The sequence below is a fragment of the Candidatus Saccharibacteria bacterium oral taxon 488 genome (genome assembly GCA_010202115.1).
Taxonomy (GTDB): domain Bacteria; phylum Patescibacteriota; class Saccharimonadia; order Saccharimonadales; family Saccharimonadaceae; genus Nanosynbacter.
In genome coordinates this window covers 356,664-381,784 of the sequence record CP047917.1, presented here as the reverse complement: position 1 = coordinate 381,784, position 25,121 = coordinate 356,664, and the positions used below count along the sequence as shown (strand labels likewise).

The window sequence follows — 25,121 nt, the reverse complement described above, 5'->3', positions numbered from 1 at the left end:
CCGCCAGCGTGCTACAATTGACTCATGGATTTTGACACGCGCTACGCCACGCTGAACGCCAATCAGCGCCAGGCGGTCAATTATATTCACGGTTCGCTCCTGGTGATCGCCGGGCCAGGTACGGGCAAGACCGAGCTGCTGAGCATGCGCGCTGCCCAGATTTTGCGCCAGACCGACACGCTGCCGGATAGTATTTTGTGCCTTACCTTTACCGAGAGCGGCGCCGCCAACATGCGCCAGCGCCTGCGCCAGATCATCGGCGAGGACGCGTATAAAATTGCCATTCACACCTTTCACAGTTTCGGCACGGAGATTATCAATCAGCACCGGGAGTATTTTTTTCACGGCGCTGATAGTCAGCCGGCGGATGAACTGACGCAGCACCAAATTGTGACGGGGATCCTCGAGGGGCTTGATTGGCGTAATCCGCTGAGCGTTAAAAACAACGGTGAATTCGTCTACACCAGCGAGCTAATCCGAGTTATCTCCGAGTTCAAACAGAGCGGCCTCACGCCGGCGGAACTAAGGCTAGTGATGGCCGATAATCAGCGCGTTATCGCCGACATTGCCCATGACATTCAGCAGGTATTTGCGACCAAAATTTCTAAAAAAACCATTGAATTATTTGCACCGCTGGCAGAGAAGATTGCCGAGAGAATCGGCGAGGAAAATGCTGCGAAAACTAGCAAGGAAGGCGCTACAGAGCTTTCTGAAAATGCCGCCAGCTCAGCGCCGCATCACGCCACACCATCCGCCGCGCTGCCGTCCTCCATCACCCCGTACGCCCACGTTCTGGCACTCAGCATCGCTCACGCGACCCAAGAGGCCATCGACGCTAGCTCCACCAAACCGCTGACCGCCTGGAAAAACAAGTGGTGCGAAAAGAACGCCGCCGGCGAATTCGTCCTCAAAGACGCCACTGCCAGCGAGAAACTATCCGCCGCCATTGACGTCTACGAAGCATACGGCAACGTGCTGGCCGAGCGCTCGCTGTTTGACTACGACGACATGATTTTGTCCGTTATTCAAGCCTGCGAAGCCCACCCAGAACTGCGCGCCAACCTCCAGGAGCAATTTCAGTTCATCATGGTCGACGAGTTTCAGGACACCAACCTGGCGCAGCTGCGGCTACTGTTCGACCTGACTGGTGATGAGGACGATCCCAACATCATGGCGGTTGGCGACGACGACCAGGCGATTTTCAGTTTTCAGGGCGCGGATATTGGCAATATCCAGCGCTTCCGCCAGCACTATCACGACCCGAAAATCATCGTGCTGACCGATAATTACCGCTCGGCGGCTGACATCCTGACGGCGGCGCGCGGAGTGATTACCCAAGGAACAGATCGCCTGGAGAACACCATTGACGGCTTGTCAAAACAATTGACCGCGCACGCGTCTGGTAACGGCGCGCGGGTTGAAATCCAGGAATTTGCCTCGGTAAGCGAGGAGCGGGCAGGGGTAGCTCAGCACATTGCCGAGCTGATCAAACGTGGCAAAGACCCAGCGCATATCACCGTCATCGCCCGCCACCACAAGGAGCTGATCGAGCTGCTGCCATATCTGTACCGCCAGAACCTGACGGTTAATTATGAGCGCCACGATGATATTTTAGAGCAAAATATCATTCAGACACTGGACAAGCTAGTGCGGGTCGTCATAGCGATTCATCAGAATAACCTCGACGTCGCTAACAGCCTGCTACCAGAGGTCATCGCCCATCCGGCGTTTGGCTTTTCGGCGCTGGATATCTGGCGGCTCAGCCTCCATGCCTATAACAATCGGCAGTTGTGGCTGGAGAGCATGCTGGCGAACAGCACCTTTCAGCCGTTTGGCGAGTGGCTGCTGGAGCGGGCGAAGGACGTGCCGAATCTGCCGCTGGAGGAGCAGTTGGATAAGCTGTTGGGATTGGAAATAGACGCTGGAATTACTCCAATCGACTCCTCTTTACGCGCCGGGCGTCAGAGGACGCTCGGGCTGCAATCGCTGCACGGAGTCGATCAGAGCAATTCCAGCAGTGCTTGCTCCGACAAGAGTTCTTTACCACCAACCAATGAGGACGTTCGAGCAACAATCGCTGTACGGAGTCCTAGTGAAGACTCTTCGCGTAACTCTCTCGCCGCTCACTACTTCTCACCCGAAGCCCTCGCCGAACACCCCGACGCCTACCTGACCACGCTCGAGAGCCTGCGCACGCTGCGCCAAAAATTACGCGACCGCGTCACCGACGAAATCCCAACGCTGGCGGACTTCCTGGAATTCATCAACCTGCACCGCTCGACCAAAACCCGCCTGACGCACATCCGCCCCCAGGCCAGCGCCCTCGGCGGCGCCATCAATCTGATGACCGCCCACAAATCCAAGGGCCTGGAATTCCCGCACGTCTTCGTCATCGGGGCAATCGACAGCGCCTGGGGCGAGAAAGTCCGTTCGCGCTCGCGGCTGATTCGCTATCCCGCCAACCTCCAGCTCCAGCCCGCCGGCGCCAGCTACGACGAGCGGCTGCGGCTATTCTTCGTGGCGATGACCCGCGCCAAAACCACCCTGACCATGACCTATTCTCAGACCAATGACGCCGGTAGCGACACCATGATCGCCAGCTTTCTGACCGACCACGCGCCGACGATTATCCCCGCTGCCGACACGCCCACAGCGCAAATGACCGTGGCGCACACCGACTGGAGCACGCGGCTGAGTGCGCCGATGACCGCGGAACTCAAGGATGTACTGGCGCCGACCTTAGAGACTTACAAACTTTCCATTACGCATCTCAATAATTTCCTCGACGTCTCGCGCGGCGGGCCGCAGAACTTTTTGTTGAACAATCTGCTGCGCTTTCCGTCCGCCAAAAGCCCTGCCGCCAGCTACGGCACCGCCATTCACGCCAGCCTGCAGCAGCTGCACAACCTGCTACGCACTGACCACTACCTGCCGCCCGCTGAGCACATTCTCCACCATTTCCGCACATCGCTTGAGGCCCAGCACCTGCCGCCCGGCGATTTCGAGCTGTATCTGGACAAGGGCACGGCGGCGCTGACGGCGTTTCTGGACGCCAAATCGTCCGATTTTCGTGACACAGAGCTCGCAGAGTTCGATTTCGCTCATCAAGGCGTCGTCGTTGGCGGCGCGCGCCTGACCGGCAAGCTGGACGTCGCCGACATTGATAAGCATAATAAGACCATCTTCGTGACCGATTACAAGACCGGCAAGCCATCGCACTCCTGGAAGGGCACCTCTGATTACGAAAAAATCAAGCTCCACAAATACCGCCAGCAGCTGATGTTTTATCAACTCCTAGTCACGTCATCACGCGATTATGGCAATTTCAGCTTCACCGGCGCTCGCCTGCAGTTCGTCGAGCCGGACACCAAAACTGGCGACATCCTCAGTCTGGAGGACACATTCTCTGAGGAGGAATTAGCTGAATTCGCCCGGCTGATCAATGTCGTCTGGCGGAAAATAACCACGCTGGAACTGCCGGATATCTCTGGGTATTCGGCGGATTATAAGGGGATGGTGCAGTTTGAGGAGGATTTGTTGGCAGAGGCGGAGTAGGAAATTATGACAAAATATATTGACATTTCTTGATTTTATTGATATAAATAGAATCACTCTCGAGTGGAGTCTGTTGCATATCGGATACATGCAACCTTGTTTTGCTCGGCACGAGAGCAAAGCACGAAGAGACGCTGCCAACAACCCGCCCGCTGGAAAGTCCAGCGGGGAGCCGCATATCTGCGGCAGAAGGGAGGTGAAACCTTGCCGATTATCGACGCCGGCAAGGCCGGCACTGATAGTTGCCGAGGCTGCTGCCCAAACCCCCATCGGGGGTTTGCAGGCCCCATTCCAAAATGCTCTTCTTGTGGTAAGGGGCCGGGTAAGACCCCGACGAACCACAAGAAGAGTTGTCCATGCTACCCGAAGTAGTATGGACAATGACGGTCGGGGTACGTGCACCCCGAAACCCGCCAGTCGTGAACTGGCAAAGGGCGTCCGTCCGCCCACAAGGGTGTGCTGGGTCAGGAGGCAAGGTTTTAAAAACCGCCGAGCCTCGCGGGTTCGACTCCCGCCACATCCACTGGGGTGCGTACTGTGCTCAGCGTTGAGCCGCGGTACGCATGATAGGCCAGTAACCTCCACTCTGGTCTATCACGAGAACAACGTTGTTTTCACCCTTCAATATTCCCGGGAGAGCCCCGGGATGAAACCCCCGAAAGGGGGAGAAAGGAGGTCACTATGGGAGTGTAGACCTCCGCCCCGCGACCAGCCTCCTCGGGGAGACGGGCATTCTTCATCTGGTCGCGGGGCCCCAAAACATTGGATTCGCGAGTTTCACTCATCGCTAGCAGCCCCTCCGGGCCGCTCCGAGCAGAACCGCTTGAGTCCACCACCCCGCGTCATCGTTGACGCGGGGATTTCACCTTTTGGCGGTGATTGTCGGGCAGGGGTAGCCACTCGTACACCCCAAAGACTCTCGCCACCATACCATCAGACTCCTAGTAAACATCGTGCTATTTGACAAACATCATGATGTTTTGGTAATATCACGACATGAATGCTGCGCAATTACTCCAAGAAATTCTGGTGCGGACAGGCCTTACCCAAGAACAACTGGCGCGTCGCCTAGATGTGCCGGTGCGTACGCTCAACGCCTGGGTACACCAACATATGTCGCCGCGTGCCAAAAACCTGGCGAATATTCAGCTATTACATCAAGAGATGCTCGGGCGGGACACCATCGACGAGGCGAAGCGCCTCGCTACTGAACGTGCCGCCCATGCCAGTCGCATGACGATCCGGACACTCCTGGCGAATCAAGAGTTACTTGACATCCTGACGCTCCACTTGACCTACCACACGAACACGATCGAGGGTAGCACAATGACCCTAGCGGACGTCGCAGAGGTGCTGAACGATGATAATCGTGTCCTCGCCAACAAGACAGCACGCGAACAGATAGAGGCCCGTAACCACCGTACTGCGCTCTATTTTCTGCTGGATGCCTTACACGAAAAAGGAACACATTTTACGTGGAGCGAAGAGCTGATCTCGCAAACACACGTCCGGCTGATGAACACGCTGGTGTCTGACGCCGGACTCTACCGCCGGCACGGTGTGCGCATCATGGGTAGTCGCGTCACAACAGTAAACCATCTGCGCATCACTGAAGCGATGTCGGAATGTATTGACGAAATGAACAGATTGCCCAAAACAGAGCCAATTGAATGGCTAGCCCGTACTCATGCAACATTTGAAAAAATCCATCCATTTAGCGATGGCAACGGTCGCACCGGGCGACTCTTGCTCTTCGTTCAGGCCCTGCAATTAGGACTGGTGCCACCCCTCGTTGCCAAAGAGCGCAAGCGAGCGTACTATACCTATCTGGAGCGAGCGCAGGTTCGCGGCGAGCTGGCCGCGCTGCGTCTATTTATCGCGGAGAGTATATTGTTTAGCAAAGGACTGGTGACGTGAACATGACCTTTTGGGACAATCTGCCGCAGCCATTTTTCATCTTGGCACCCATGGAAGCCGTCACCGACGTGGTGTTTCGTCATGTCGTGAAGCAGGCGGGCGCGCCCGACGTGTTTTTCACCGAGTTCGCCAATGCCACCGGCTGGGTACACGCTGGCGACAAGGCCATCGCTGGGCGGCTGGTCAAAACCGACGATGAGCATCCATTGGTCGCCCAGATATGGGGCGGTGAGCCAGGCGATATGGAACAATTTGCCAGCCATTGCGCCAAGCTCGGCTTTGACGGCATCGACATCAACATGGGCTGTCCCGCCAGATCCGCCATCAAATCTGGTGGCGCAGCGCTCATCCGCCGACCCGACGTGGCGGTTGCCGCCATCGCTGCCGCCAAAACTGCCGGCCTGCCAGTCAGCGTCAAAACCAGGCTGGGCTACACGTATGTTGACGAATGGCGAGAATGGCTGACGACTATTTTGCAGCAAGATATTGTTAATCTGACCATTCATCTGCGCACCAAAAAAGAAATGAGCAAAGTCCCAGCCCATTACGAACTTATCGACGACATCATCAAACTGCGCGACGAAATCGCCCCGCAAACCTTGCTAACCATCAACGGCGACATCCGCAACCGCGCCCAAGGCAAAGAGCTCGCCCGTCAGCACCCCGGCATCAACGGTATCATGATCGGGCGGGGAATTTTCAGCGATCCGTTTTGTTTTCGGAAAGGCGGAGTGTCTTCGGAGATCGAGGATAAGCGGGTGATAGTCGGCGGGGCAGCACCCACTTCTGAACAAATCTCTGATTTTTCAGAAGAAGGGGCGGACCGACTAGCAGGACCCGCGTTTAGCGACCTACGTGCCGTCGGAGACGGCGACGACGGGAGCGACAATACTAAATCAGAGCTTATATATCTACTACATTACCACCTCGACCTCTTTGACCACTACCAGCCAGCCCTCGGCCGCCCCTTCGAAACCCTCAAACGCTTCTTCAAGATCTACATCCGCGACTTCGACGGCGCCAAGGAACTGCGCGAGCAATTGATGCACACCACCAGCACCGACGAAGTCCGCCAATTACTGGATGATCAATAAAACTGAGCGCCCATAACCGACCGCAAGACACATCGTAATCAAACGTGCGCCTAAAATGACACTGTAAACAATCTACTACCGTCGTCGCTTGCGCCGATGCAAGTCCGCCACCTTCAACCGCACCATATGCCGGTCGATGAGCTGTTTGGCTTTCTCGCGCTCGACTTGGTCGCCGGCCTCGTCGCGGGCTTTGATGGCGCGCTCCAGGGCCGCCTGAGTCTCCGCCTCGATGATGTCGTCGCCATGGTCGGCCTCGTCCACCAGGATTTGCACCGATGAATAATCGATTTTCACCACGCCGCCGGAGATTGCGAAATATTCCAATTGATTGTCGGGGTCTTCTTGACGCCGGCGCACGGTGATCACGCCGTCCCTCGCCACCGTCACCAGCGGTTCGTGGCTCGGCAGCACCGAAATCTCACCGTCAATCGTCGGAATAGTTACCGAGTAGACCATCTCATCCAGCTTGACACCACCGAGCGTTACCAGCTTTAGATCCATCAGGCTAGTCCTTCTTTGCTTCTGGTTGCTTTGCGCTTTCAGCATCACGAGCTACTTGGTCGGCCAGTGTGCCTTGCACCATGTAGAACCAGCTTTCTGGCTTGTCATCGTATTTACCAGCCAAGATGTCAGCGGCGTCGCGAATTGTGTCTTCCAACTTGACGTACACGCCTGGATTGCCAGTAAACTTCTCAGCCACGTGGAATGGCTGGGCTAGGAAACGCTGGATGCGACGCGCCCGAGCAACGATTTGCTTCTGGTCATCCGACAATTCTTCCATACCAAGGATAGCGATGATATCCTGCAGTTCTTTGTACTGCTGCAACACTCGCTGAACTTCGCGCGCCACGCGGTAGTGTTCCTCACCAACGATTTCTGGATCCAACGAATTAGAGCTAGAATCCAGCACATCGACAGCCGGGTAGATACCAATTTCCGTCAAAGCACGGTTCATCACGATGGTCGCGTCCAGGTGGGCGAAGGTGGTTGCCGGCGCTGGGTCGGTCAAGTCGTCAGCTGGCACATAGACCGCCTGAACAGAGGTGATCGAACCCTTTTTCGTCGAAGTAATACGCTCCTGCAGAGCACCCATTTCTTGCTGCAAGTTTGGCTGATAACCCACAGCGCTTGGCAAACGACCGAGCAGTGCCGACACCTCAGCACCAGCCTGGGTGTAGCGGTAAATATTGTCGATAAACAGCAGCACGTCCTTGCCTTCATCACGAAAGGCTTCAGCCATTGCCAGACCCGACAATGCCACACGCAGACGTGCTCCAGGTGGCTCGTTCATCTGACCAAACACCAGCGAAGTCTTGTCCAGCACGCCGGCTTCTTCCATTTCGTAGTACAAGTCATTTCCTTCGCGAGTACGCTCACCAACACCAGCAAAGACCGAGTTACCAGAGTGGAATTTGGCGATGTTGTTAATCAGCTCGGTGATCAGGACGGTTTTACCGACACCAGCGCCGGCGAACAGACCAGCTTTACCACCTTTGGCCAGCGGCGCGATGAGGTCGACGACCTTGATACCAGTTTCCAAAATCTCTGTCTTGTTCGATTGCTCACTCAGATCCGGAGCAGGGCGGTGAATTGGTGCGGTTTTGCCCTTTGGCTGTGGCTTTTCGTCAATCGCTTCACCAACCACGTTAAACATGCGCCCCTGAGTTTCAGTGCCCACCGGCACAGAAATCGGCGCGCCAGTCGCCACCACTTCCGCACCGCGAGCCAAGCCGTCAGTCGACGACAGCGCAATCGTTCGCACCGTGTGCTCATCGAGGTGCTGCGCTACTTCCAGCACCAGCGTCTCTTTGCCGTTCTTGACATGGAGCGCGTCATAAATTGCCGGCAGCTTAACGTCACGTGGAAATTCCACATCGACCACCACGCCAACGATTTGAATAATTTTTCCTAGTGTTTTACTCATCAATTCCTCCTTTTACTATCTCGATTATCTCGCCATTCTTAATACCTTTTAGCGATGCCACTTCATCAATAGATAATCTCTGTATATGTGCTTGCAAAAATTTATACACCTCACTATTGCTAATGATGAGAGTAACTCCGGGAAAACGAACTACATCCTCATAAGCAGATGCGATAGTTGTTAATATCTTATCTAGCGGCCTGGGCTCACGCTCTGGTCTCGGAGATTTACCGTGCCACCCATTTCTCAACCAGTACATTAGTGCGTCGATATCAAAATCCAGCCATCGCTCATCAAAACTAATTTGTACATCATCGGATCCAGCCGTTTGAGCTATTTCCTTAGCGGCAGCCCTTGCAACAAGAAGCGGTGAAGTAATGATTCTATCAATTGTTAAATTTTTATCCAAAATACCCCGTTTAGTTCGCTGGATAGCTTCAGTGCGCAAGGATACTTTTCCTGAGAGCTGATGTTCATCGTAGCAAGCAAAGTACACGCTCATTGTTCCATCGCCTCCACACCGCCAGAAATTTCTGCCAATTCCTGGGTGATCGCGCCCTGGCGGGCTTTGTTCATCGCCAGCGTCAAGTCATCCACCAGGTCAGAAGCATTATCCGTCGCGTTCTTCATAGCCATCATCCGCATAGAATGTTCCGAAGCGCGAGCGTCCAGCAACGCTTGCAATAATCGCGCGCCCGTCAAACGATTCGCTACGGCGTCCAGCACTTCCGGAATGCTCGGCTCGTACTTGGCATCGGAAACCGTGTTAGAAACTTCACTCGGATCAATCAGCGTCTTCGTGCCAGCTGGCAACAAGCGCGATAATTCCGCCGTCTGCACCATGCTATTGACAAATCGCGTGTATACCAACGTTACTGCGTCAACTTCGCCATTCTCAAACATGCTAGTCGCGGTGTTTAAAATGGTGTGAAAAGTGAGCCCTGACGGCTGATCCGGTAAATCGTCATAGTTACCGATAATCTTCGTATCCTTCAAGCGCGAGGCAAACTGTGAAGCCCGACGCCCAATTGTCAAGGTCAGATTCTCAATGCCGCGCTCATCATCACGCTTCAGTAGCTCCAGATACTTCTTCAGCACGTTTGTGTTATACGCTCCAGCCAAACCTTTGTCGCTGGCAATGACGATGATTAGACGCTTAGTGATTTTGCGGCGCTTAAACAGCGGGTGGTTATCGGTTGCACCTTGACTGGCCAGGTAGCTCAGCAACTCCTCGGCTGCCATGGTGTAGGGAGCTGACGCCTTGTCCGCCTCTTGCGAACGGCGCATTTTGCTGGCCGCCACCAACTGCATCGCCTTGGTGATTTGCTTGGTCGAATCCACCGAGCGAATGCGATTTTTCAGCGCACGAGTACTCGGCATGGATTACTCCTCAAACCCTTTCGCCGCTGCCTGCGTTACGTCATCAATCAGCTTCAGTTGCTCGTCAGCTGGCTTATCGCCCTTATTAAGTTCACGCATGGCGTCTTTGTTATTCTTCCAAAGTTGTGTCAGCAGGGCAGCTTGTGCTTCCTTGATCTTAGCGACTGGCACATTGTCAAAGGCGCCGCTGGTCACCGCATGGATACTGACAAATTGCTCCCACACGCTCATCGGCTGGTACTGCGGCTGCTTCAAAAGTTCAGTCAGGCGCTGACCGCGGTCAATTTGCGCCTTGGTCGCGTCATCCAGATCCGAGCCAAATTGCGCGAAACTAGCCAATTCACGGAACTGTGAAAGGCCGAGCTTCAGGTTACCACCAACCGATTTAACCGCCTTGGTCTGAGCGGCGCCACCAACACGGGAGACCGATAGACCAGCAGAGATGGCCGGGCGAATACCTTGGTAGAACAAATCGGTTTCTAGGAAAATCTGACCGTCGGTGATGGAGATCACGTTGGTTGGAATGTACGCCGAGATGTCACCAGCCTGCGTCTCGATGATTGGCAGAGCAGTCAACGAGCCGGCGCCCAATTCGTCCGACAATTTAGCTGAACGCTCGAGCAGGCGAGAGTGTAGGTAGAAGACATCACCAGGGTACGCCTCGCGTCCCGGTGGACGGCGTAGCAGCAATGACATCTGGCGGTAGGCCACGGCGTGCTTGGTCAAATCATCATAAATCATCAGCGCGTGGCCGCCGTTGTCGCGGAAATATTCGCCCATGGCCGTACCGGCATATGGCGCGAGGTACAACAGGGAAGCCGCGTCTGACGGGCTGGTCGCCACCACGATGGTTTGCTCCATCACGCCTTCTTCTTTCAGGCGGTCAACCAACCGGGCAATCTTTGATAATTTCTGTCCAATCGCCACGTAGACGTTCACCACGCCAGTCTTTTGCCGCGCCTGGTTGATCATGGTGTCGATAGCAATGGCGGTTTTACCGGTCTGGCGGTCACCGATAATCAGCTCGCGCTGCCCGCGACCGATTGGGAACATGGCGTCAATTGACATGATACCGGTCATCAGCGGCTCGTGCACCGACTTACGGCCCATCACGCCGATAGCTGGGCGTTCAATCAGCCCGCGCTGCTTGGTCTTGATAGCTGGTCCGCCATCTAGCGGCCGACCTAGCGGGTCAACCACCCGGCCGAGCAGCTCCTCGCCAACTGGCACGTCCAGCACCGCACCCTTGCGGCGAACGCTGGCGCCAGCCTTGACTTTTTCTTCACCGCCGAGGATCACCGCACCAATTTCATCTTCCATCAAGTTCAGGGCAAACGCTTCCACCACGCCGCCATCAGTCTCAATTTCTAGCACTTCGCTGTAGCCAGCCTTACTGAGGCCGTGCACCCATGCCACGCCGTCACCGACGCGGATGACCACACCAGCGTCCGCTAATCCTTCCGTCGCCTCCAGCTGCGCGATTTTTTCCCGCAGGCTTTTGGCTAGTTCTGTCACATCAATCTTGCTCATTTTTCCTCCTAGATTTTCTTCGCCCGCAAGTCGTTTAGTTTCTTGGCAATTGTCGCGTCCATCACTTGAGTCGGCGTGGTAATCTTCACCCCACCAATCAACTCGGAACGGATGATTTCACGCAGGCGCACCTGAGCGATGCGGTCGCTCGGGACTTCCGTATCAGGAAGTTCGACATGCTGAGTGGCACGGTCGCTACCATCTGTTTCGGGTGCGTGGGCTTCGCTCCGGGCGTCCTTTCTGGACGCTCGGGCTGCAGAGCGACCCTCCACAGATGTCAGCGACTCCATGCCCGAGTTAGATGATAGTAGTCGTTTAATCGCATCCTTTGTCGCCGCGTCCAGCGGTGTTGCGCTTTCCACCGTCGCCACAATCATCCCGAGCTCAGCCAATTTCGCCTCAATATCCTGCACCAACAGATCGATCTCTCGCTCGCGCCGCTCGGCTATGATCAGCGCCGCTAGTTCATCAATCACTGCTGCGTCGCCCGTCAGCAGCCGCTCGGCCGCATGCTGCGCCAACTTTCGCCGAAGCGTCCGCGCCATGACTAGGCAACCTCCTTGACCGCAGTCGCGATCAGCTTGGCGTCTGTCTTAGTATCAACTTTCTCGTGCAAAACCTTGCCAGTCGCCTCGGCCACTAATTCCAGCGTTTCATTGTGCAATGTTTTCTTGGCCTGCTCAACTTCCTTAGCAATTTCCGCCTGCGCCGCGCTAACGATGGTCTCAGACTTGGCAGTCGCCTTAGCCGCAGCTTGCTCGACGACCGAGGCCGCTTCCTCGCGCGCTGCCGCCACGATATCACTGGCCTCCGCCCGAGCTTTTCGCATCAACTCGTTGGTCATTTTTTCAGCCTTATCAGCGTTATCACGCGCCGACTGCGCTGCCTTTTCGGCTGTGCGCATGTCTTTTTCGCGCTTGTCGAGCATCGCTGCCAGCGGTGGATATACCCACTTGCGTAGAATCACTAGCAAGATTAGAAACGCCACCGTTTGTAAAATCAGCAGCTTCCAGTCAATGCCCAGCGAACTGAACAGGTCAGCCTTTTCGGCCGCGTGCGCTTCGGCACTCGCAAATTGTGTCAATATAGTCTCCACAATTTACCTCTCAAATTACATAACTTTGCCGACGATAGCCGCCACGAAACCGATAATCGCCAGGGCGTCGATGAACGAAATACCGAGGATCATCATGGTGCGTAGATCGTTAATTTTCTCTGGGTTGCGGCCAGCCGCGTTCATCGCTGCCGCGCCGACGATACCAGCGCCGATCGCTGCCAGCGCAGCCGGGATGGCGTAGGTGAGTGCAAATGCTAATTCTTTCATATAATTTCTCCTTTATTTAATACTTTACTTTTCTAATCATTCGCCGCCGCGAGTTTCGTCGTATCAGCAGGTGAATGAGCATGATCAGTCGGCTCGTGCGTGTCGTGGTGAGCCAGCCCCAGCGAAATAAATACCGTTGACAGCATAAAGAAAATGTACGCCTGAATACCGCCGATGAACAGCTCGAACAGATAAAACGGCTGGAGCGCCGCCGGCGAGATATATTGCGTCAAAAAGGCGATCATAATCAGCAGCACTTCGCCGGCCAACACGTTGCCAAACAAACGGAAGCTCAGCCCAAGCAGGCGCGAGAACTCCGCCACCAGCTCCAGGATGCCAACGAACGCCATGATCGGATCGCGCAATGGATTGACAAAGTAGCGGCCCATATTACCCTTAAAGCCAAGGTACTTAAAGGCGTACACCTGCGCTGCAACAATTGTCACGATAGCGAGGCCAAACGTCATATTCAGGTCGGCCACACCACCGCGAAACAGCGGTGTACCATGACTACCCACGGTAATCGGCCCGACGATCGGTAGCAGCCCCAACCAATACTGCGCCACCACGAAAAAGAATATGGTGATGCACAGCGGCGCCACTCGACGCGCCCATGTCTGGTCAGGGATGACTTGGCAAACCGTATTGTACAGCCCATCAAATGTCCAGTGTACCAGCCGCGTCGCAAAATTATGCTTTTTCTTGCCCAGCACTGCCGCCCGCGTCCGAAACATCAGCCACACCAAAACGATCAGTCCCAGCGCGCCAAGCATGTGCGAGTTAGTGATCGACACGCCCATGATATTCGCTACCTCATCAGCCTTGACTGAAATGTGCGGACCGGCACTGGCAAATCGTTGCATCATATGTTTTTACGCTCCTTTTTTCGTTTCACACGCCCCAGTTGCTTATTCACCAGTAGATACGCGCCTAAAAAGCCAAGTACCACACCAGCAAACATCAGCCACGGCTTCAAGCCAAACACGCTATCCAGCCACACACCCAGCAGCGTACAGCCGATGCTCGGCACAAACATCCGCCACGTTGTGTCGCCGATCGTCCCGAGAATAACCCGAGCCGCCGCCACTTCCGTCGCTGTCGTCACGCCATTCTCAATATCTGGTCTCTCAGCCATTACTCTGTCACTATAGCAACATGCTATACTCTTGACAAGATGCCACGGCGAAATTACCCGAAAAACCAACCAAAATCGGCCCGAACGCTCGTCAAGCCGACGCTGACAACTACCGATCACGACACCTGCCGGCGCAAGCGCCGCTTCGCCACCGAGCAAATCGCCAGGCGAGCGGCTGATACGCAGGAGCTGATGTCACCAAAGCTGGAACTAGACGTGTATTATTGCCAAGGGTGTGACGGCTGGCACTTAACGAGTCGGGTGTCCCGAGACTAGAGTAGCATTGCCGAGGCACCGATGCTTATGCTACAATAGAGAAAAGCCATAAGGAGGGAAGTTATGAGCGAAGATAACACGGCCAATCACCAAGACGCTAAAGTCACCGTCTATAGCACCAGCTGGTGCGCATTCTGCCACACCGAGATGGAGTGGCTGAAAAAACTCGGCATTGATTTTGTCGCCAAGGACATCGAGGCTGATCCAAGCGCCAAGGAAGAATTGCTCAGTAAAAACGGCGGCAATTTCCAGGGCGTGCCGGTGACCGATGTTTGCGGCGAGGTCATCCTGGGATTCGACCGGCCGAAACTACAGGATGCGCTCCGGAAAAACGGTTTGATCGCCGAATAATTTTTGAGACTTAAGATGCCGCGGGGTTTTTATTCTCGCGGTATTTTAATTGATCTATTCAATTGCTCACGCCGCACCAATTTGCACCACCTCACCACCAATTGCTTGACGGAAATAGTTGTCGTGACTGACATAGAGGATGGCGCCAGAATATTTCGCCAGTGCCGTCTCTAACTCCTCAATGCTCGGCAGGTCAAGGTGGTTGGTCGGCTCATCTAAAATCAGCAGCTGCCGGTCATTCGCCAGCATGGCAATGATCTGAAAGCGTGCCTTCTGACCACCCGACAGGCGCGCCAGTGGCGTCATCCGATCGGCTTCGGTGAACAGATAATCGGCCATTAGTTGGCGAATTTTCGTCTCAGAAATCGGCAGGTCGCGGCCAAGATACAGTTTCTCAATCGCCGCCTCCAACGGATCCGCCAAATACTGCTCATCGATCTCTTGCTCATACACGCCCACCCGCACCTGCGGATCGAGGAAAAGATTACCAGAGTAGAGGATAGGGGCGGCAGGTGCGACACCTCCTACGCCAGAGACTGTGAAGCGTTCGTGAGTAACGGACGTTTCAGCCGAACGCTCGCGAGAAATCTCCAGTGGAGATTTGAGCGAAGAGTGTGCTCTGGCGGAGGACGGTGGAGTGGCTGCCGCCCTACTATTTAACAACATCCGAATCAACGTCGTCTTGCCGGCGCCATTGCGGCCGCGTAGCTCCACCGCCTCGCCCTCACGTAGATCAATATTCACCCCCTCACACAATAGCCGCTCGCCAATCCCAACTGCCGCATCCTCAACCCGCACCAGCACGTGCTGGCTACGACTAGCCGCATCCTTCATCGACAGGCGAATATTGCGCGCCTTGAACTTGCCGTAGCGCTCAGCCGACTTATAATCAAGCTGCCCAGCTGACTGCTTGTCAATCCAAAATGTCGGCTTGTCCATCTCTGATAATTCCGCCAGCTCGGCCCGCGCCTCATGTTCCAGCCGCTTGAACTTTTGGATAGTGCCGGGGTTGCGCGACTTTTCCTTTAGCCGCTGATAATCCAGCACCTTTTGCCGAAGGTTAGTCATCCGCTTCTCAACCTGCTCAAAATTATTCATGCCCGCCGCCGTCGCCTGAGCATTCTGCTTGAGATAGGCGTCATAATTACCGCGGTAGCTGACTGATCCACCGTCTTTGAGCTCAATAATTCGATCCACCCGACCCAGCACATCGCGGTCGTGGGTGATGATCAGCATCGCCTGGCGCGGCTGCGAACTCATCCAGTCGATGAATTGCTGCTTGGCCACATAATCCATGTGGTTGGTCGGCTCGTCAATCAGCGCCAAATGCGCCTCCGAATGCATAATCTTCACGATCTCCACCAGCCGCTTCTGACCACCCGACAGGGAACCAAGCGGACGGCCGCCACACCCGCTCAGCTGAAAATTATCAAGCTCCCGCCCAATCTTCTCCTCAATCTGATAAAACCCTTTCTGGTCAAATCGCTCCAGCGCCTGCGTATACTCCTCAATCTTACGCATATTGTCGCCCATGGTCTCAGGGTATTCATCGATAATTTTCTTTAAGCTCGCATATTCTGGCAGCCCCGCCAGGATGTAGCTCAACACCGTCTGATCGTCCAAACCGTGATGCTCCTGCGCCGTACTGGCCACGGTGATGCCGCGGCGAAAAATCACCTCGCCAGTATAATCAGTGTCCGTGCCCGCCAAGATGCCAAACAGTGTCGACTTGCCGACGCCATTACGGCCGACCACGCCAACCTTCTCGCCATCATCCACACTAAACTTGACGTCGCGCATCAACGTCTTGTCGCCAAAACTCTTCTCGGTGATGTGAATGTCGGCTATCATGCTTGGGATATTGTAGCATATCACCCTTATGAATGAGGTGATGGACCGTTCTTGAATTGATAGGGTCGCACCTGGCACAAACGCAGATATATGATATGCTACCATTATGGGTATACACGACAGGCTGCCGACAAGCACGGCAAAAACACCAGAAACTATAGCAACCATCATGGAGGGATATCAGTCGCGCCTCGATGATATCTTTGCTCAAGCCAAAGACGCGTTAGGTGATCCAGAAATACATGAATCCCGAGAAGTTACGATAAATAATCTAAAGCGCATGACAGCTCTCATCCTGTACGCCAGACACCGCATCCCAACGGATGAAATTACCAAGAATATGAACGAGGCGATCGAGGGCTTCGTTTGTGATCGTGACACTGACGGCAAATTAATTGAGGGTACACTCAACAACACGATGCTGCAACTGATTGTTGATATACATGAGGCCAAAGACAGGGCCAAGAGAAAGAATCGACATTGGAAAGATCAGTGGTCAAATGATATCAAACAGCTAGGAATGATAGCTGCCGTGCGAGTCAGCGCTCTGACGGATGAACCACCTCTAACGGTTGATGATCATTAAAATTCATTATACTATTGCATTTATACATAATCAATGTTATAGTATGAAATTATGAGTATAGAGACGACACCACAAGCACCACATACTACGATTATCCCTCCTGAAGAGGAGGCGACCCCCGAGAGTCAGAGTGCCGATATTTATAAACTCTGCCATAATATAGATCTCCAAACCCGCACATATGCAGATAATCTGAGGGTGGTCCAGTCAAACCTCAATATTCTGATAAGTGTAGTAAGCTGGACTGAGCAAAGAGTTGTCGCACGAAGCATTGCCAAAGGAGCTAAACAGGAATTTACTAGCGATAGAGTTGGATCAGACAATGCATACGATGCGCTCTGTCACTATGAACATAGCGATGGCCCCCAAGATCAATTATATAATCTCGTTGACGCGCAAATGAGAGAAATACTATCTGGCACTAGTACTGACGAGGAGCGTCGTGAGAAACTTCACGACCTAACCAACTTGCTGCTTGATTGCAAGGGTCGCATTCAGCACACATTAGACGAATTATCAAAGAAGTCGCATAACGATTCCGAAAATGACCCTATTGAGCCGTATATAGATTGGGACCTCGCTGAAGCCCCAGCTCACGTGCTACAATAATCACGTGACCAAGCCCACCAAGACCAAAAAACCATCCACTCAAGCCGTCGTGAATCGCCGAGCGCGATTTGACTATGAGTTGGGCGAGGAAGTTGTGGCGGGGCTGGTGCTGACGGGCATGGAAGTGCGCGCCGCCAGGGAAGGGCACGTGCAGCTAAAGGGGGCGTTCGTCAGTCTGCGAAATGGTGAATTGTGGCTAAATAACGCTAGTTTTTCGCTGCGACTCAATGTTCGCGGCCAGGCCAACGCCCGCAGTATTGATACTTCAGCACGAAAATTATTAGTTAACAAGCGCCAGTTAACGCGCTTTACTGAGGCCAAACAGCAAGGCATGACCATTGTGCCGACCAAATTATTGACCAACGGCAAATTCATTAAAGTAGTCATTGCTCTGGCCAAAGGTAAAAAAACCTACGACAAACGCGAGACCATCAAGCGGCGCGATCAAGATCGCGAGACGCGGCGGCAGCTTTCTGGGCGATAACCCGGCGGTATAATTTCTCTAATTTGCGGACTTGGCGGCGCTCAGTGAATGTGGCTGCTAATTTTTTGCTCTCGGCGCCAAACTTTGCTCGGCGGGCCGGTGAACGGAGCAGCGTGATAATGGCATCCGCCATGCTCTTGGGCCGATTTTTCACGAAGATACCGTTCACGCCGTTACGCACTACCTCGGATACTTGCGTGTCAATGATGACAATCGGCTTACGAGCGTGCGCCGCTTCGTGTAGTACCCAGCCCTGCGTATCCTTGAGCGACGGGAAGCAAAATACATTCAGTGCCTGATAGGCTACGCCTAATTCCTCACGCGGCAGAGTGCCGGTAAAAATGATCCGATCAGCGTACTTGCTCTCGGCCGCCATCGCCTCAAGTTTTTTGCGGTACTCGAAATCGCCAACGAACAGCAGCTTGGATTTGGGGCGAGCCTTGGCGACATACTTGTCAAAGGCCCTGATCAAAATCGGTAAGTTTTTCTCTTCGCCCAGCCGCCCGATGAAACCAAATACTTCATCAGACGCCCTGAGACCCCACTGCGCCCGAAAGGCCTTGAGCTGAGCCGCTGACGGCCGCGGCAGGGCATTGACACCATTTGGCAGCAATGTCAAATCATACAGATGATCATCGTCCTGCCAGCCGCTGAGCTGAGCGACGCTTTTGCGACTGAGGGCGATGACGGCGTCGGCCTTGCTGTAGAGAATAGTGATGACGCACTCGATGATGGCCCGGTTCCATTTGGTAATGCTGCGCGGCCGATATAGCTTGACCAGCTCAAATAAATCACGGCCTCTGAGCTTAATCGACAGAGGTAGCACCACGCCAGCCAGCGTCAAGATCCCCGGAAGCACCGCCGGATAATGCTCGGCAAATTCGTACATATCGGTGCAGTGCTGGATAACGAGGGGGATCTGCTGCTTGTGCGCCGCACTGACGCCAACCAGCCCGATTTGCGACGGTGTAAAGATATGCACGATGTCTAGCTCCAGCTCTTTGATGCGGCGCTGCACCGCCGGCGGGAAAAACACCGACGTATCGTAATCATCAAAAAACGCGCCCTTGATTGAACGAAATCGGATGATATGCGAATCTGGATCTTCGTTAAGTAGCTCGGCCTGCTTGGCTGGGTTCATCGACTTGGCGGGGCAGAACACGTAGACGTCATGACCGAGCGCCTCGAGCTCGCGCTTGAGCGATTCGACCACAAAAACGATGCCGTTAATCGACGGCCGATAGGTATCGGTGAATAAACCTACGCGCATTCCTCATCTTCTTTTAGCAACTCTTGATACATCGCGACTAAGCGCTTGGCGCCAGCACCGCTATCAAATCGTTCAGCAATTTTTTTAGCACCATGAATTGCTGACTGGCGAAAAGACGCATCTGTTCTGAGACGGGTTACTAATTGAATAAACTGCTCATCAGTACCCGCCATAACTGCCGAACCACGAAATGTATCGTCATACTGCGGGATATCACGCAATACTATCGGCAATCCAGCACCAGCTGCCTCCAGTACACACACAGGATGATTTTCCTGAGTAGCCGGCAATACAAACACATCAGCCGCCATATAATACTGACGCACATCTTCGAGCGGTATAACACCGGTTACCGTAAGGTTAGGAGGAACTGAATTAATAAGTTTTTGCATTGACTCGTATTTAGCCCCAAGATGTTTAAATGGAATACCACCAATCCAATAAAACGTAACATCCGGCATTGCACGAGCGATTGATATAAAGGTATCAAGTCGTTTGCGAGGCTGCACTTGGCCATTACCGATGACGACGAAATCACGTTCTGTCAGATGTAACGCTTGACGCGCAACACGGCGATCATCAGCAGTAACCCGATATCGCGCCATGTCAACTGTATTATATAACACCTTGACGTTAGACAATTTCATGTCATGAACCAGCTCATCATGTACCATCTTGGAACAGGCCAGCACAAGGTCGGCCCGGCTGTAGAAGAACTTTAGCCACAATTTACCAACTGGCTTCCAGTATTTGGCCGCTCTCAATGATCCAATGAAACTATCTGGTACCAAGTGTGCTGAAACAATTTTTTTACCGTTTTTGCGCAGTAACCGTCCCAATGCATACATACCCACTGTCTGTACATGAACTATATCTGCCGATCGATTAGTGTTAATGGCAATATCAATAGCAGGCTGTTTTTCCAAGGCACCAGTAATCTCCTTATAAGCTGTATGTACACCATGTCCTTGGACCGTAAACTCACTTTCCGAAATCATATTGACCACGATTCGGGATGTCTTTTTAGTCATATTTAGCAATTATACCATGATAATTCGTTGTATAATACAAGAATGCGATTATTTTCCTGGAACGTCAATGGTATCCGCGCTGTCATCAACAAGGGCGAGTTTGCCCGCTCCCTGCAAACCTATGATCCGGATATTGTATGCCTCCAAGAGACCAAGGCCGCCCGCGACCAGGTAGAAATTAATCTGCCAGAGTATCACGAACATTTCTATTCAGCCGCCAAAAAAGGTTATTCCGGCACGGCGATTTTGTCGAAAATCCGGCCGCTGCACTGGCGCGATGGGTTGCCGCCGGCTATCATCGAGCGGTTTAATTTGACCGGCGATCAATATGGCAATCCAGCGGACGAGGGGCGCATCATCACTGCCGAGTTCGACGATTTTTGGGTGGTGACCTGCTATACACCAAATTCAAAGGGGGATTTGAGCCGGCTGAAATTACGCCATGAGCAGTGGGATCCAGCGGTGCTGGCGTATCTGGAGGAGTTGGAGTTAGTAAAACCAGTGCTGTACTGCGGCGATATGAACGTGGCGCATCAAGAAATTGACCTGGCAAATCCAAAGTCTAATGTCGGCAAGCACGGTTTCACTGACGAGGAGCGCGAGGGCTTTCAGAATTATCTGGACGCTGGATTTATCGACACCTTCCGGGCGGCGTTTCCTGAAAAGACCGACGCCTACACCTGGTGGACGCACTGGGCCAACGCCCGGGCGCGTAATGTCGGCTGGCGGATCGACTATTGGCTGGCATCGCGCGAAATCGCCGGGCATGTAACCAACCCGCAAATTCACGCCGAACAAATGGGTAGCGATCACTGCCCGGTAAGCATCGAGGTTGAGGTATGAAAATTACCAAACGCTTGAGGGAACGTAAGCTGCTCCTTGGCCTGGGTGCCGTGCTGATCATCGCCAGTAGTGCTGTAGCGACTTATTTCACCCTCCGTCATTTCAACCCGCCGCGTACCACTGCCCAGCAGCCTATCAGCCAAGAGCAGCCCGCGCCGACACCCAAAGAAAAAGATCCCGACGGCCCGAAAACTCCAGCGCCAGCTGCACCAATTACCATCGCTCTGCCAAACGCTACACCGATCCCTGCGCGCATCGTTAATGATGCAGATGATGCTGACATCTGGAAAATTGTCAACAAATCCCGAGCCTTTGCCAATCCTCGTTACCAACCCAACGACCTCCACCTCGTCAGCGTGCCGACACTACCCGGCCGTGGCCAGGACGAGCGCTCGCTCCGCGCCGTGCTCATGCCTGACCTCGAGAAATTAGTCGCCGCTGCTGGTAATGCCGGTGTCACCATCTACGTCGGATCAGGCTACCGCAGCTATGCTACTCAGGCTTCACTTTTTGCTAGCAACGTTCGTCAGCACGGCGAAGCTAAGGCCAACCGGTTTAGCTCACGCCCCGGTCATAGCGAACACCAATCGGGCTTGGCCGTTGACTTTGGTGGCATCGATCGAGCTTGTTGGGTGGAGGACTGTTTTGAGCAAACCACTGCCAGCAAATGGCTGGCCGCCCACGCTCATGAATACGGCTTTATTCTGCGCTATCCGAAGGGCAAGGAAAAAATTACCGGCTATCAATACGAACCGTGGCATTTTCGCTACGTCGGGCGGGAGCTAGCGGGTGCCCTACATCAATCGGGCTTGACGATGGAGGAGGCTTGGTCGTATATTGAAAAGGCAATGACCAAACTCAAGCAGCGAGGAACACAATAAATGAAGCACGGGGTGGGGCGCGCAGTCGTAGCCATGGTTTTGGCAGCGTGGACGACACTGACACTACTGATGATCAACGGCGGCACGCAGCTCGTCAACCGAACCTCAGAGTCGGTCGCTCATTCGCCGCTGTATAATTTCCAGCCAGTCACCATCCGCCTTGACCGGACCAACCGCGACCTGACCTTTCCGTCGTGGAAATATTTACAAACCGGGAAAATCTGGTCCTATGTGTCAGGCAAGCAGGGTATCGACCCAGCCTTTGAGCCGCCGCTGACTGATATTACTGATGGTACGCCGAGCTGGATAGAGGATAAGCGCGTGCAGCCGATGGTCAAAGAGCCACTGGAGCAACTGCGCCAAGCCGCGGCTGAGGCCAAGCTACCGGTCCTCGTCTCCAGCGCCTACCGCTCCGGCACCGCCCAAGCCAAAGTCCGCACTGAAACCACCGCCAAAAACGGCGCCACCCACACCGATGAATACGTCGCCAAACCCGGCCACAGCGAACACCAGCTCGGCCTAGCGGTTGACTTAACCAGCTTTTCTGAGAAATGCAAGGCCCGCTTTAGCGACTGCGCACTTGATCCAAAAACCGCCAGCTGGCTGGCCGCTCATGCCCACGAATACGGCTTTATTCTGCGCTATCCAAAAGGAAAAGAAAAAATCACCGGTATCGCGAGCGAAGCTTGGCACTTCCGCTACGTCGGCAAAGACCTGGCCAGCCTCATCCACGAATCGGGGCTGACCTTTGACGAAGTGTACCAAAATATGGTCAAATTACGCGACAATGCATCAGTTGCTAAGTCATCTCCTTCATGATATAGTAAGCTATTGCGAGAAAGCTAAAAATACGAGATAATCAAGCGATGAAGCAGCAGAAATTCGCAGTTTTTGATATCGACGGTACGCTCATTCGCGGCGGGCTGTACCGGCAATTGGTGCTTGGGCTGATTGATGCTGGCGCCATCCCCGAAGTCCACGCCTCGATCATTCAGCAAAAATTACTCAGCTGGAAACGGCGAGAGTCAAAAGATGCCTATGATGAGTACGAAATGAGTTTGGTCAACGCTATTTCCAGCTCGCTCGCTGACATCCCGACCGCAGTGTTTGACGAGGTGGCGAGTAGTATCGCCGAGAGGGAGCTCAACCACGTCTACACCTACACGCGACATCGCCTGCGCGAGCTAAAGCAAGCGGGCTACTTCCTAATCGCTATCTCTGGCTCGCAGCAGGAGCTGGTCGAGCCATTTGCTAAAAAATACGGCTTTGATGCCTGGGCGGCCCAGGTGTATGAACGGCAGGGCGATACCTTTACCGGTACAATTACCACCAAGACGTATACCAATAAAGACAAGATCCTCCAGGGAATCATTGATAAGCACGGGCTAACGCTTGCTGGCAGTTATGCGTTTGGCGACAGCGAGGGCGACCGGCACCTCCTGGCGATGGTTGAACATCCCGTCGTGTTTAATCCCACGGAAAAGCTCCTTGAAATTGCCAAAACCAACAGCTGGCCAATTGTCCTGGAGCGTAAAAGCGTAGTATTTGAACTCGAGAAAGGCGAACGTGGATACCTTTTGGCGCAGGCAGGAAAAATCTAAGCCGCTGTTTCCTGACGTCGAATGGAATCGACCAGAGCGCCGCGACCAGGCCGGGCGACTGGGGATCGTTGGCGGTAACAAGCTCGGCTTTGCGGCGGTGGCGACCAGCTACCAGGCAGCACGTGACGCCGGGGCAGGCGAAGTGCGAGTCGTGCTACCCGACACATTGCGCCGCACCGTGCTAGCAGCGATGACCGACGTCCTGTTTGCACCGACCAATCCGTCCGGCGGCCTCAGCGGCGCGGCAGCAGGCGAATTGGCCGCGCTCGGCGAGTGGGCTAGCGTCATGCTGCTGATCGGCGACGCCGGCAAAAATAGCGAAACGGCCGCGCTGTACGAGCAATTTGTGCGCCAGTACCACCGGCCAGTCGTACTGAGCCGCGACGCCATCGACCTGGTGCAAAACAGCTTTCCCGCCATCCTTGACAATCCCCACGTCGTCTTTGTCGCCTCATTCGCCCAAGTACAGAAACTCTTTCGCAGCGTCTACTATCCAAAAATCCTGACATTCAGCATGCAGCTGGCGCAGTTCGTCGAGGCGCTGCACAAATTCACCATCACCTATCCGGTCACATTAGTAGTTTTTCATGCCGATCAACTCGTCATCGCACGGGGCGGAGAAGTCGTCACCCAAGCCTGGACCGAGCCGATGCAGCTGTGGCGCGGACAAACCGCTGCGCACGCCGCCAGCTACCTCTTGTGGTCACCCGAAGCACCGTTAGCCGCCATCAGCACCAGCATTGCCGCTAGCGTATAAACCGGGGCAGTTCCCACCAGCTCTTGACGATTTATAGACTACGCGGTATAACAAGGATAGCTATGTCACGAAAATGCCTGATTTACCATCCTGTGGCTGAATTTCCTCTGTCAGATCCAGATTTTGCTCAAGAGATACAGGAACGATTTAGTAGACTGAATGACAACCCCATAAAACCAACGCAATCCGGGGAGCGTCATCTTACTATCCTAGGTGCACGAGAATACCCAAAGATTCTACATCCGTCTAGACTGCAGGTCCGCCTACCGGAACAATCACAAAAGAGCCTTGAGCTCAATGTAGTTGGCGCTCGTATATTAGGAGAGTGTGCACTCACTCTGGTATTCAATGACCTCAGCCAAACTTTACCGCGGGAAGAAAGACGACGTATCAAGCAAGCATTTATAGAAGCAGGGGCTACCACTCCTCACCATAAAAAATTCAAGCCACACGTCACCATTGCCAAGATTCCCAGGGGAATTAGTAGACGGCATGTGATTCGCTGGACAGAAAATATGCTGCCGACAGACCCAACCGTCATCGTTGGCAGTATCACGCAGAACAATCTCTCGGGGAGAGAATTTAACGAACAGTCCCTCATCGAGTTTGACTTTAGTAATGAGGGTCATTCTCTCGATCTACAGGTTGCTGACTGTATGCTTCTGCCGCCACTAAAACAAAAGCCAGAGAAGAAAGGGTGCGGACATCATTCTCATTCTTAA

General features: G+C 53.9%; 27 protein-coding genes. 14 read left to right on the top strand and 13 right to left on the bottom strand.

The genetic code is table 11. The annotated features are described in order from the left end of the window. Nucleotides 1–24: 24 nt before the first annotated feature. The 3 genes from GWK74_01995 to GWK74_01985 all read left to right on the top strand — a co-directional run bounded on the left by GWK74_01995 (nt 25) and on the right by GWK74_01985 (nt 6,566). Nucleotides 25–3,555: a UvrD-helicase domain-containing protein gene (locus GWK74_01995; protein QHU90289.1), complete on the top strand. Its 3,531-nt coding sequence runs from the start codon at nt 25–27 to the stop codon at nt 3,553–3,555. A 996-nt stretch (nt 3,556–4,551) separates the two neighbouring features. After that, entirely contained in the window at nt 4,552–5,472 is a 921-nt protein-coding gene (locus GWK74_01990) for a hypothetical protein (GenBank protein QHU90288.1), read from the top strand. A 2-nt stretch (nt 5,473–5,474) separates the two neighbouring features. Continuing rightward, nucleotides 5,475–6,566, top strand: a complete 1,092-nt coding sequence (locus tag GWK74_01985) for a tRNA-dihydrouridine synthase (GenBank protein ID QHU90287.1) — start codon at nt 5,475–5,477, stop codon at nt 6,564–6,566. A gap of 75 nt (nt 6,567–6,641) precedes the next feature. On the opposite strand, the gene atpC is transcribed toward GWK74_01985, so the two are convergent. The 10 genes from atpC to GWK74_01935 all read right to left on the bottom strand — a co-directional run bounded on the left by atpC (nt 6,642) and on the right by GWK74_01935 (nt 13,859). After that, a complete protein-coding gene (gene atpC, locus GWK74_01980) occupies nt 6,642–7,067 on the bottom strand; it encodes an ATP synthase F1 subunit epsilon (GenBank protein ID QHU90286.1) in 426 nt (141 codons plus the stop codon). Nucleotides 7,068–7,071: 4 nt separating this feature from the next. Then, entirely contained in the window at nt 7,072–8,490 is a 1,419-nt protein-coding gene (atpD, locus tag GWK74_01975; protein ID QHU90285.1) for a F0F1 ATP synthase subunit beta, read from the bottom strand. After that, a complete protein-coding gene (locus tag GWK74_01970; protein ID QHU90284.1) occupies nt 8,483–8,992 on the bottom strand; it encodes a hypothetical protein in 510 nt (169 codons plus the stop codon). Before GWK74_01970 ends, atpD begins: the two co-directional genes overlap by 8 nt. Beyond that, a complete protein-coding gene (atpG, locus tag GWK74_01965) occupies nt 8,989–9,870 on the bottom strand; it encodes an ATP synthase F1 subunit gamma (protein QHU90283.1) in 882 nt (293 codons plus the stop codon). Before atpG ends, GWK74_01970 begins: the two co-directional genes overlap by 4 nt. 3 nt (nt 9,871–9,873) lie before the next feature. After that, nucleotides 9,874–11,400 (bottom strand): F0F1 ATP synthase subunit alpha, encoded by a 1,527-nt coding sequence (locus GWK74_01960; protein QHU90282.1) that lies wholly within the window; start codon nt 11,398–11,400, stop codon nt 9,874–9,876. An 8-nt stretch (nt 11,401–11,408) separates the two neighbouring features. Continuing rightward, complete coding sequence (locus GWK74_01955; GenBank protein QHU90281.1) at nt 11,409–11,945, bottom strand: hypothetical protein; 537 nt, start codon at nt 11,943–11,945, stop codon at nt 11,409–11,411. Nucleotides 11,946–11,947: 2 nt separating this feature from the next. Continuing rightward, a complete protein-coding gene (gene atpF, locus GWK74_01950) occupies nt 11,948–12,496 on the bottom strand; it encodes a F0F1 ATP synthase subunit B (GenBank protein ID QHU90280.1) in 549 nt (182 codons plus the stop codon). Nucleotides 12,497–12,511: 15 nt separating this feature from the next. Further along, a complete protein-coding gene (locus tag GWK74_01945; protein QHU90279.1) occupies nt 12,512–12,724 on the bottom strand; it encodes a H(+)-transporting ATPase in 213 nt (70 codons plus the stop codon). A 32-nt stretch (nt 12,725–12,756) separates the two neighbouring features. After that, on the bottom strand, nt 12,757–13,524 hold the full coding sequence (locus GWK74_01940) for a F0F1 ATP synthase subunit A (protein ID QHU90841.1): 768 nt from the start codon (nt 13,522–13,524) through the stop codon (nt 12,757–12,759). A gap of 62 nt (nt 13,525–13,586) precedes the next feature. Next, nucleotides 13,587–13,859 (bottom strand): hypothetical protein, encoded by a 273-nt coding sequence (locus tag GWK74_01935; GenBank protein QHU90278.1) that lies wholly within the window; start codon nt 13,857–13,859, stop codon nt 13,587–13,589. Between the two features lie 39 nt (nt 13,860–13,898). On the opposite strand from GWK74_01935, the gene GWK74_01930 reads away from it, so the two are divergent. Both GWK74_01930 and GWK74_01925 read left to right on the top strand, forming a co-directional pair. Next, complete coding sequence (locus tag GWK74_01930) at nt 13,899–14,135, top strand: hypothetical protein (GenBank protein ID QHU90277.1); 237 nt, start codon at nt 13,899–13,901, stop codon at nt 14,133–14,135. 63 nt (nt 14,136–14,198) lie between these two features. Next, nucleotides 14,199–14,486, top strand: coding sequence for an NrdH-redoxin (locus GWK74_01925; protein QHU90276.1), 288 nt, complete (start codon nt 14,199–14,201; stop codon nt 14,484–14,486). A gap of 66 nt (nt 14,487–14,552) precedes the next feature. On the opposite strand, the gene GWK74_01920 is transcribed toward GWK74_01925, so the two are convergent. Beyond that, a complete protein-coding gene (locus tag GWK74_01920; GenBank protein ID QHU90275.1) occupies nt 14,553–16,337 on the bottom strand; it encodes an ATP-binding cassette domain-containing protein in 1,785 nt (594 codons plus the stop codon). Nucleotides 16,338–16,443: 106 nt separating this feature from the next. Between GWK74_01920 and GWK74_01915 the strand changes: the two genes are divergently transcribed. Genes GWK74_01915 through smpB form a run of 3 tightly spaced genes read left to right on the top strand, consistent with a single transcriptional unit; the run spans nt 16,444 to nt 18,016 of the window. Continuing rightward, entirely contained in the window at nt 16,444–16,923 is a 480-nt protein-coding gene (locus tag GWK74_01915; protein ID QHU90274.1) for a hypothetical protein, read from the top strand. A 51-nt stretch (nt 16,924–16,974) separates the two neighbouring features. After that, nucleotides 16,975–17,532, top strand: a complete 558-nt coding sequence (locus GWK74_01910) for a hypothetical protein (protein ID QHU90273.1) — start codon at nt 16,975–16,977, stop codon at nt 17,530–17,532. Between the two features lie 4 nt (nt 17,533–17,536). After that, nucleotides 17,537–18,016 carry an SsrA-binding protein SmpB gene (gene smpB / locus GWK74_01905; protein QHU90272.1) on the top strand — a complete coding sequence of 160 codons (480 nt, stop codon included), beginning with the start codon at nt 17,537–17,539 and terminating at the stop codon, nt 18,014–18,016. Here the strand turns inward: smpB and GWK74_01900 are convergent. Together GWK74_01900 and GWK74_01895 are read right to left on the bottom strand one after the other, a co-directional pair. Then, a complete protein-coding gene (locus tag GWK74_01900; protein ID QHU90271.1) occupies nt 17,964–19,286 on the bottom strand; it encodes a glycosyltransferase in 1,323 nt (440 codons plus the stop codon). The two genes, smpB and GWK74_01900, sit on opposite strands and share 53 nt — an antisense overlap. Then, nucleotides 19,277–20,317, bottom strand: a complete 1,041-nt coding sequence (locus GWK74_01895; GenBank protein ID QHU90270.1) for a glycosyltransferase — start codon at nt 20,315–20,317, stop codon at nt 19,277–19,279. The genes GWK74_01900 and GWK74_01895 overlap by 10 nt, the downstream gene beginning before the upstream one ends. Before the next feature lie 42 nt (nt 20,318–20,359). Between GWK74_01895 and xth the strand changes: the two genes are divergently transcribed. From xth to GWK74_01865, 6 genes are all read left to right on the top strand, one after another. Beyond that, entirely contained in the window at nt 20,360–21,160 is an 801-nt protein-coding gene (gene xth / locus GWK74_01890) for an exodeoxyribonuclease III (GenBank protein QHU90269.1), read from the top strand. Then, a complete protein-coding gene (locus GWK74_01885) occupies nt 21,157–22,041 on the top strand; it encodes a D-alanyl-D-alanine carboxypeptidase family protein (protein ID QHU90268.1) in 885 nt (294 codons plus the stop codon). Before xth ends, GWK74_01885 begins: the two co-directional genes overlap by 4 nt. Further along, a complete protein-coding gene (locus GWK74_01880; GenBank protein ID QHU90267.1) occupies nt 22,042–22,860 on the top strand; it encodes a hypothetical protein in 819 nt (272 codons plus the stop codon). 47 nt (nt 22,861–22,907) lie between these two features. Further along, on the top strand, nt 22,908–23,642 hold the full coding sequence (locus GWK74_01875; GenBank protein ID QHU90266.1) for an HAD-IB family hydrolase: 735 nt from the start codon (nt 22,908–22,910) through the stop codon (nt 23,640–23,642). Then, nucleotides 23,608–24,399 (top strand): hypothetical protein, encoded by a 792-nt coding sequence (locus GWK74_01870; protein QHU90265.1) that lies wholly within the window; start codon nt 23,608–23,610, stop codon nt 24,397–24,399. The genes GWK74_01875 and GWK74_01870 overlap by 35 nt, the downstream gene beginning before the upstream one ends. Before the next feature lie 62 nt (nt 24,400–24,461). Next, complete coding sequence (locus tag GWK74_01865) at nt 24,462–25,121, top strand: hypothetical protein (GenBank protein ID QHU90264.1); 660 nt, start codon at nt 24,462–24,464, stop codon at nt 25,119–25,121.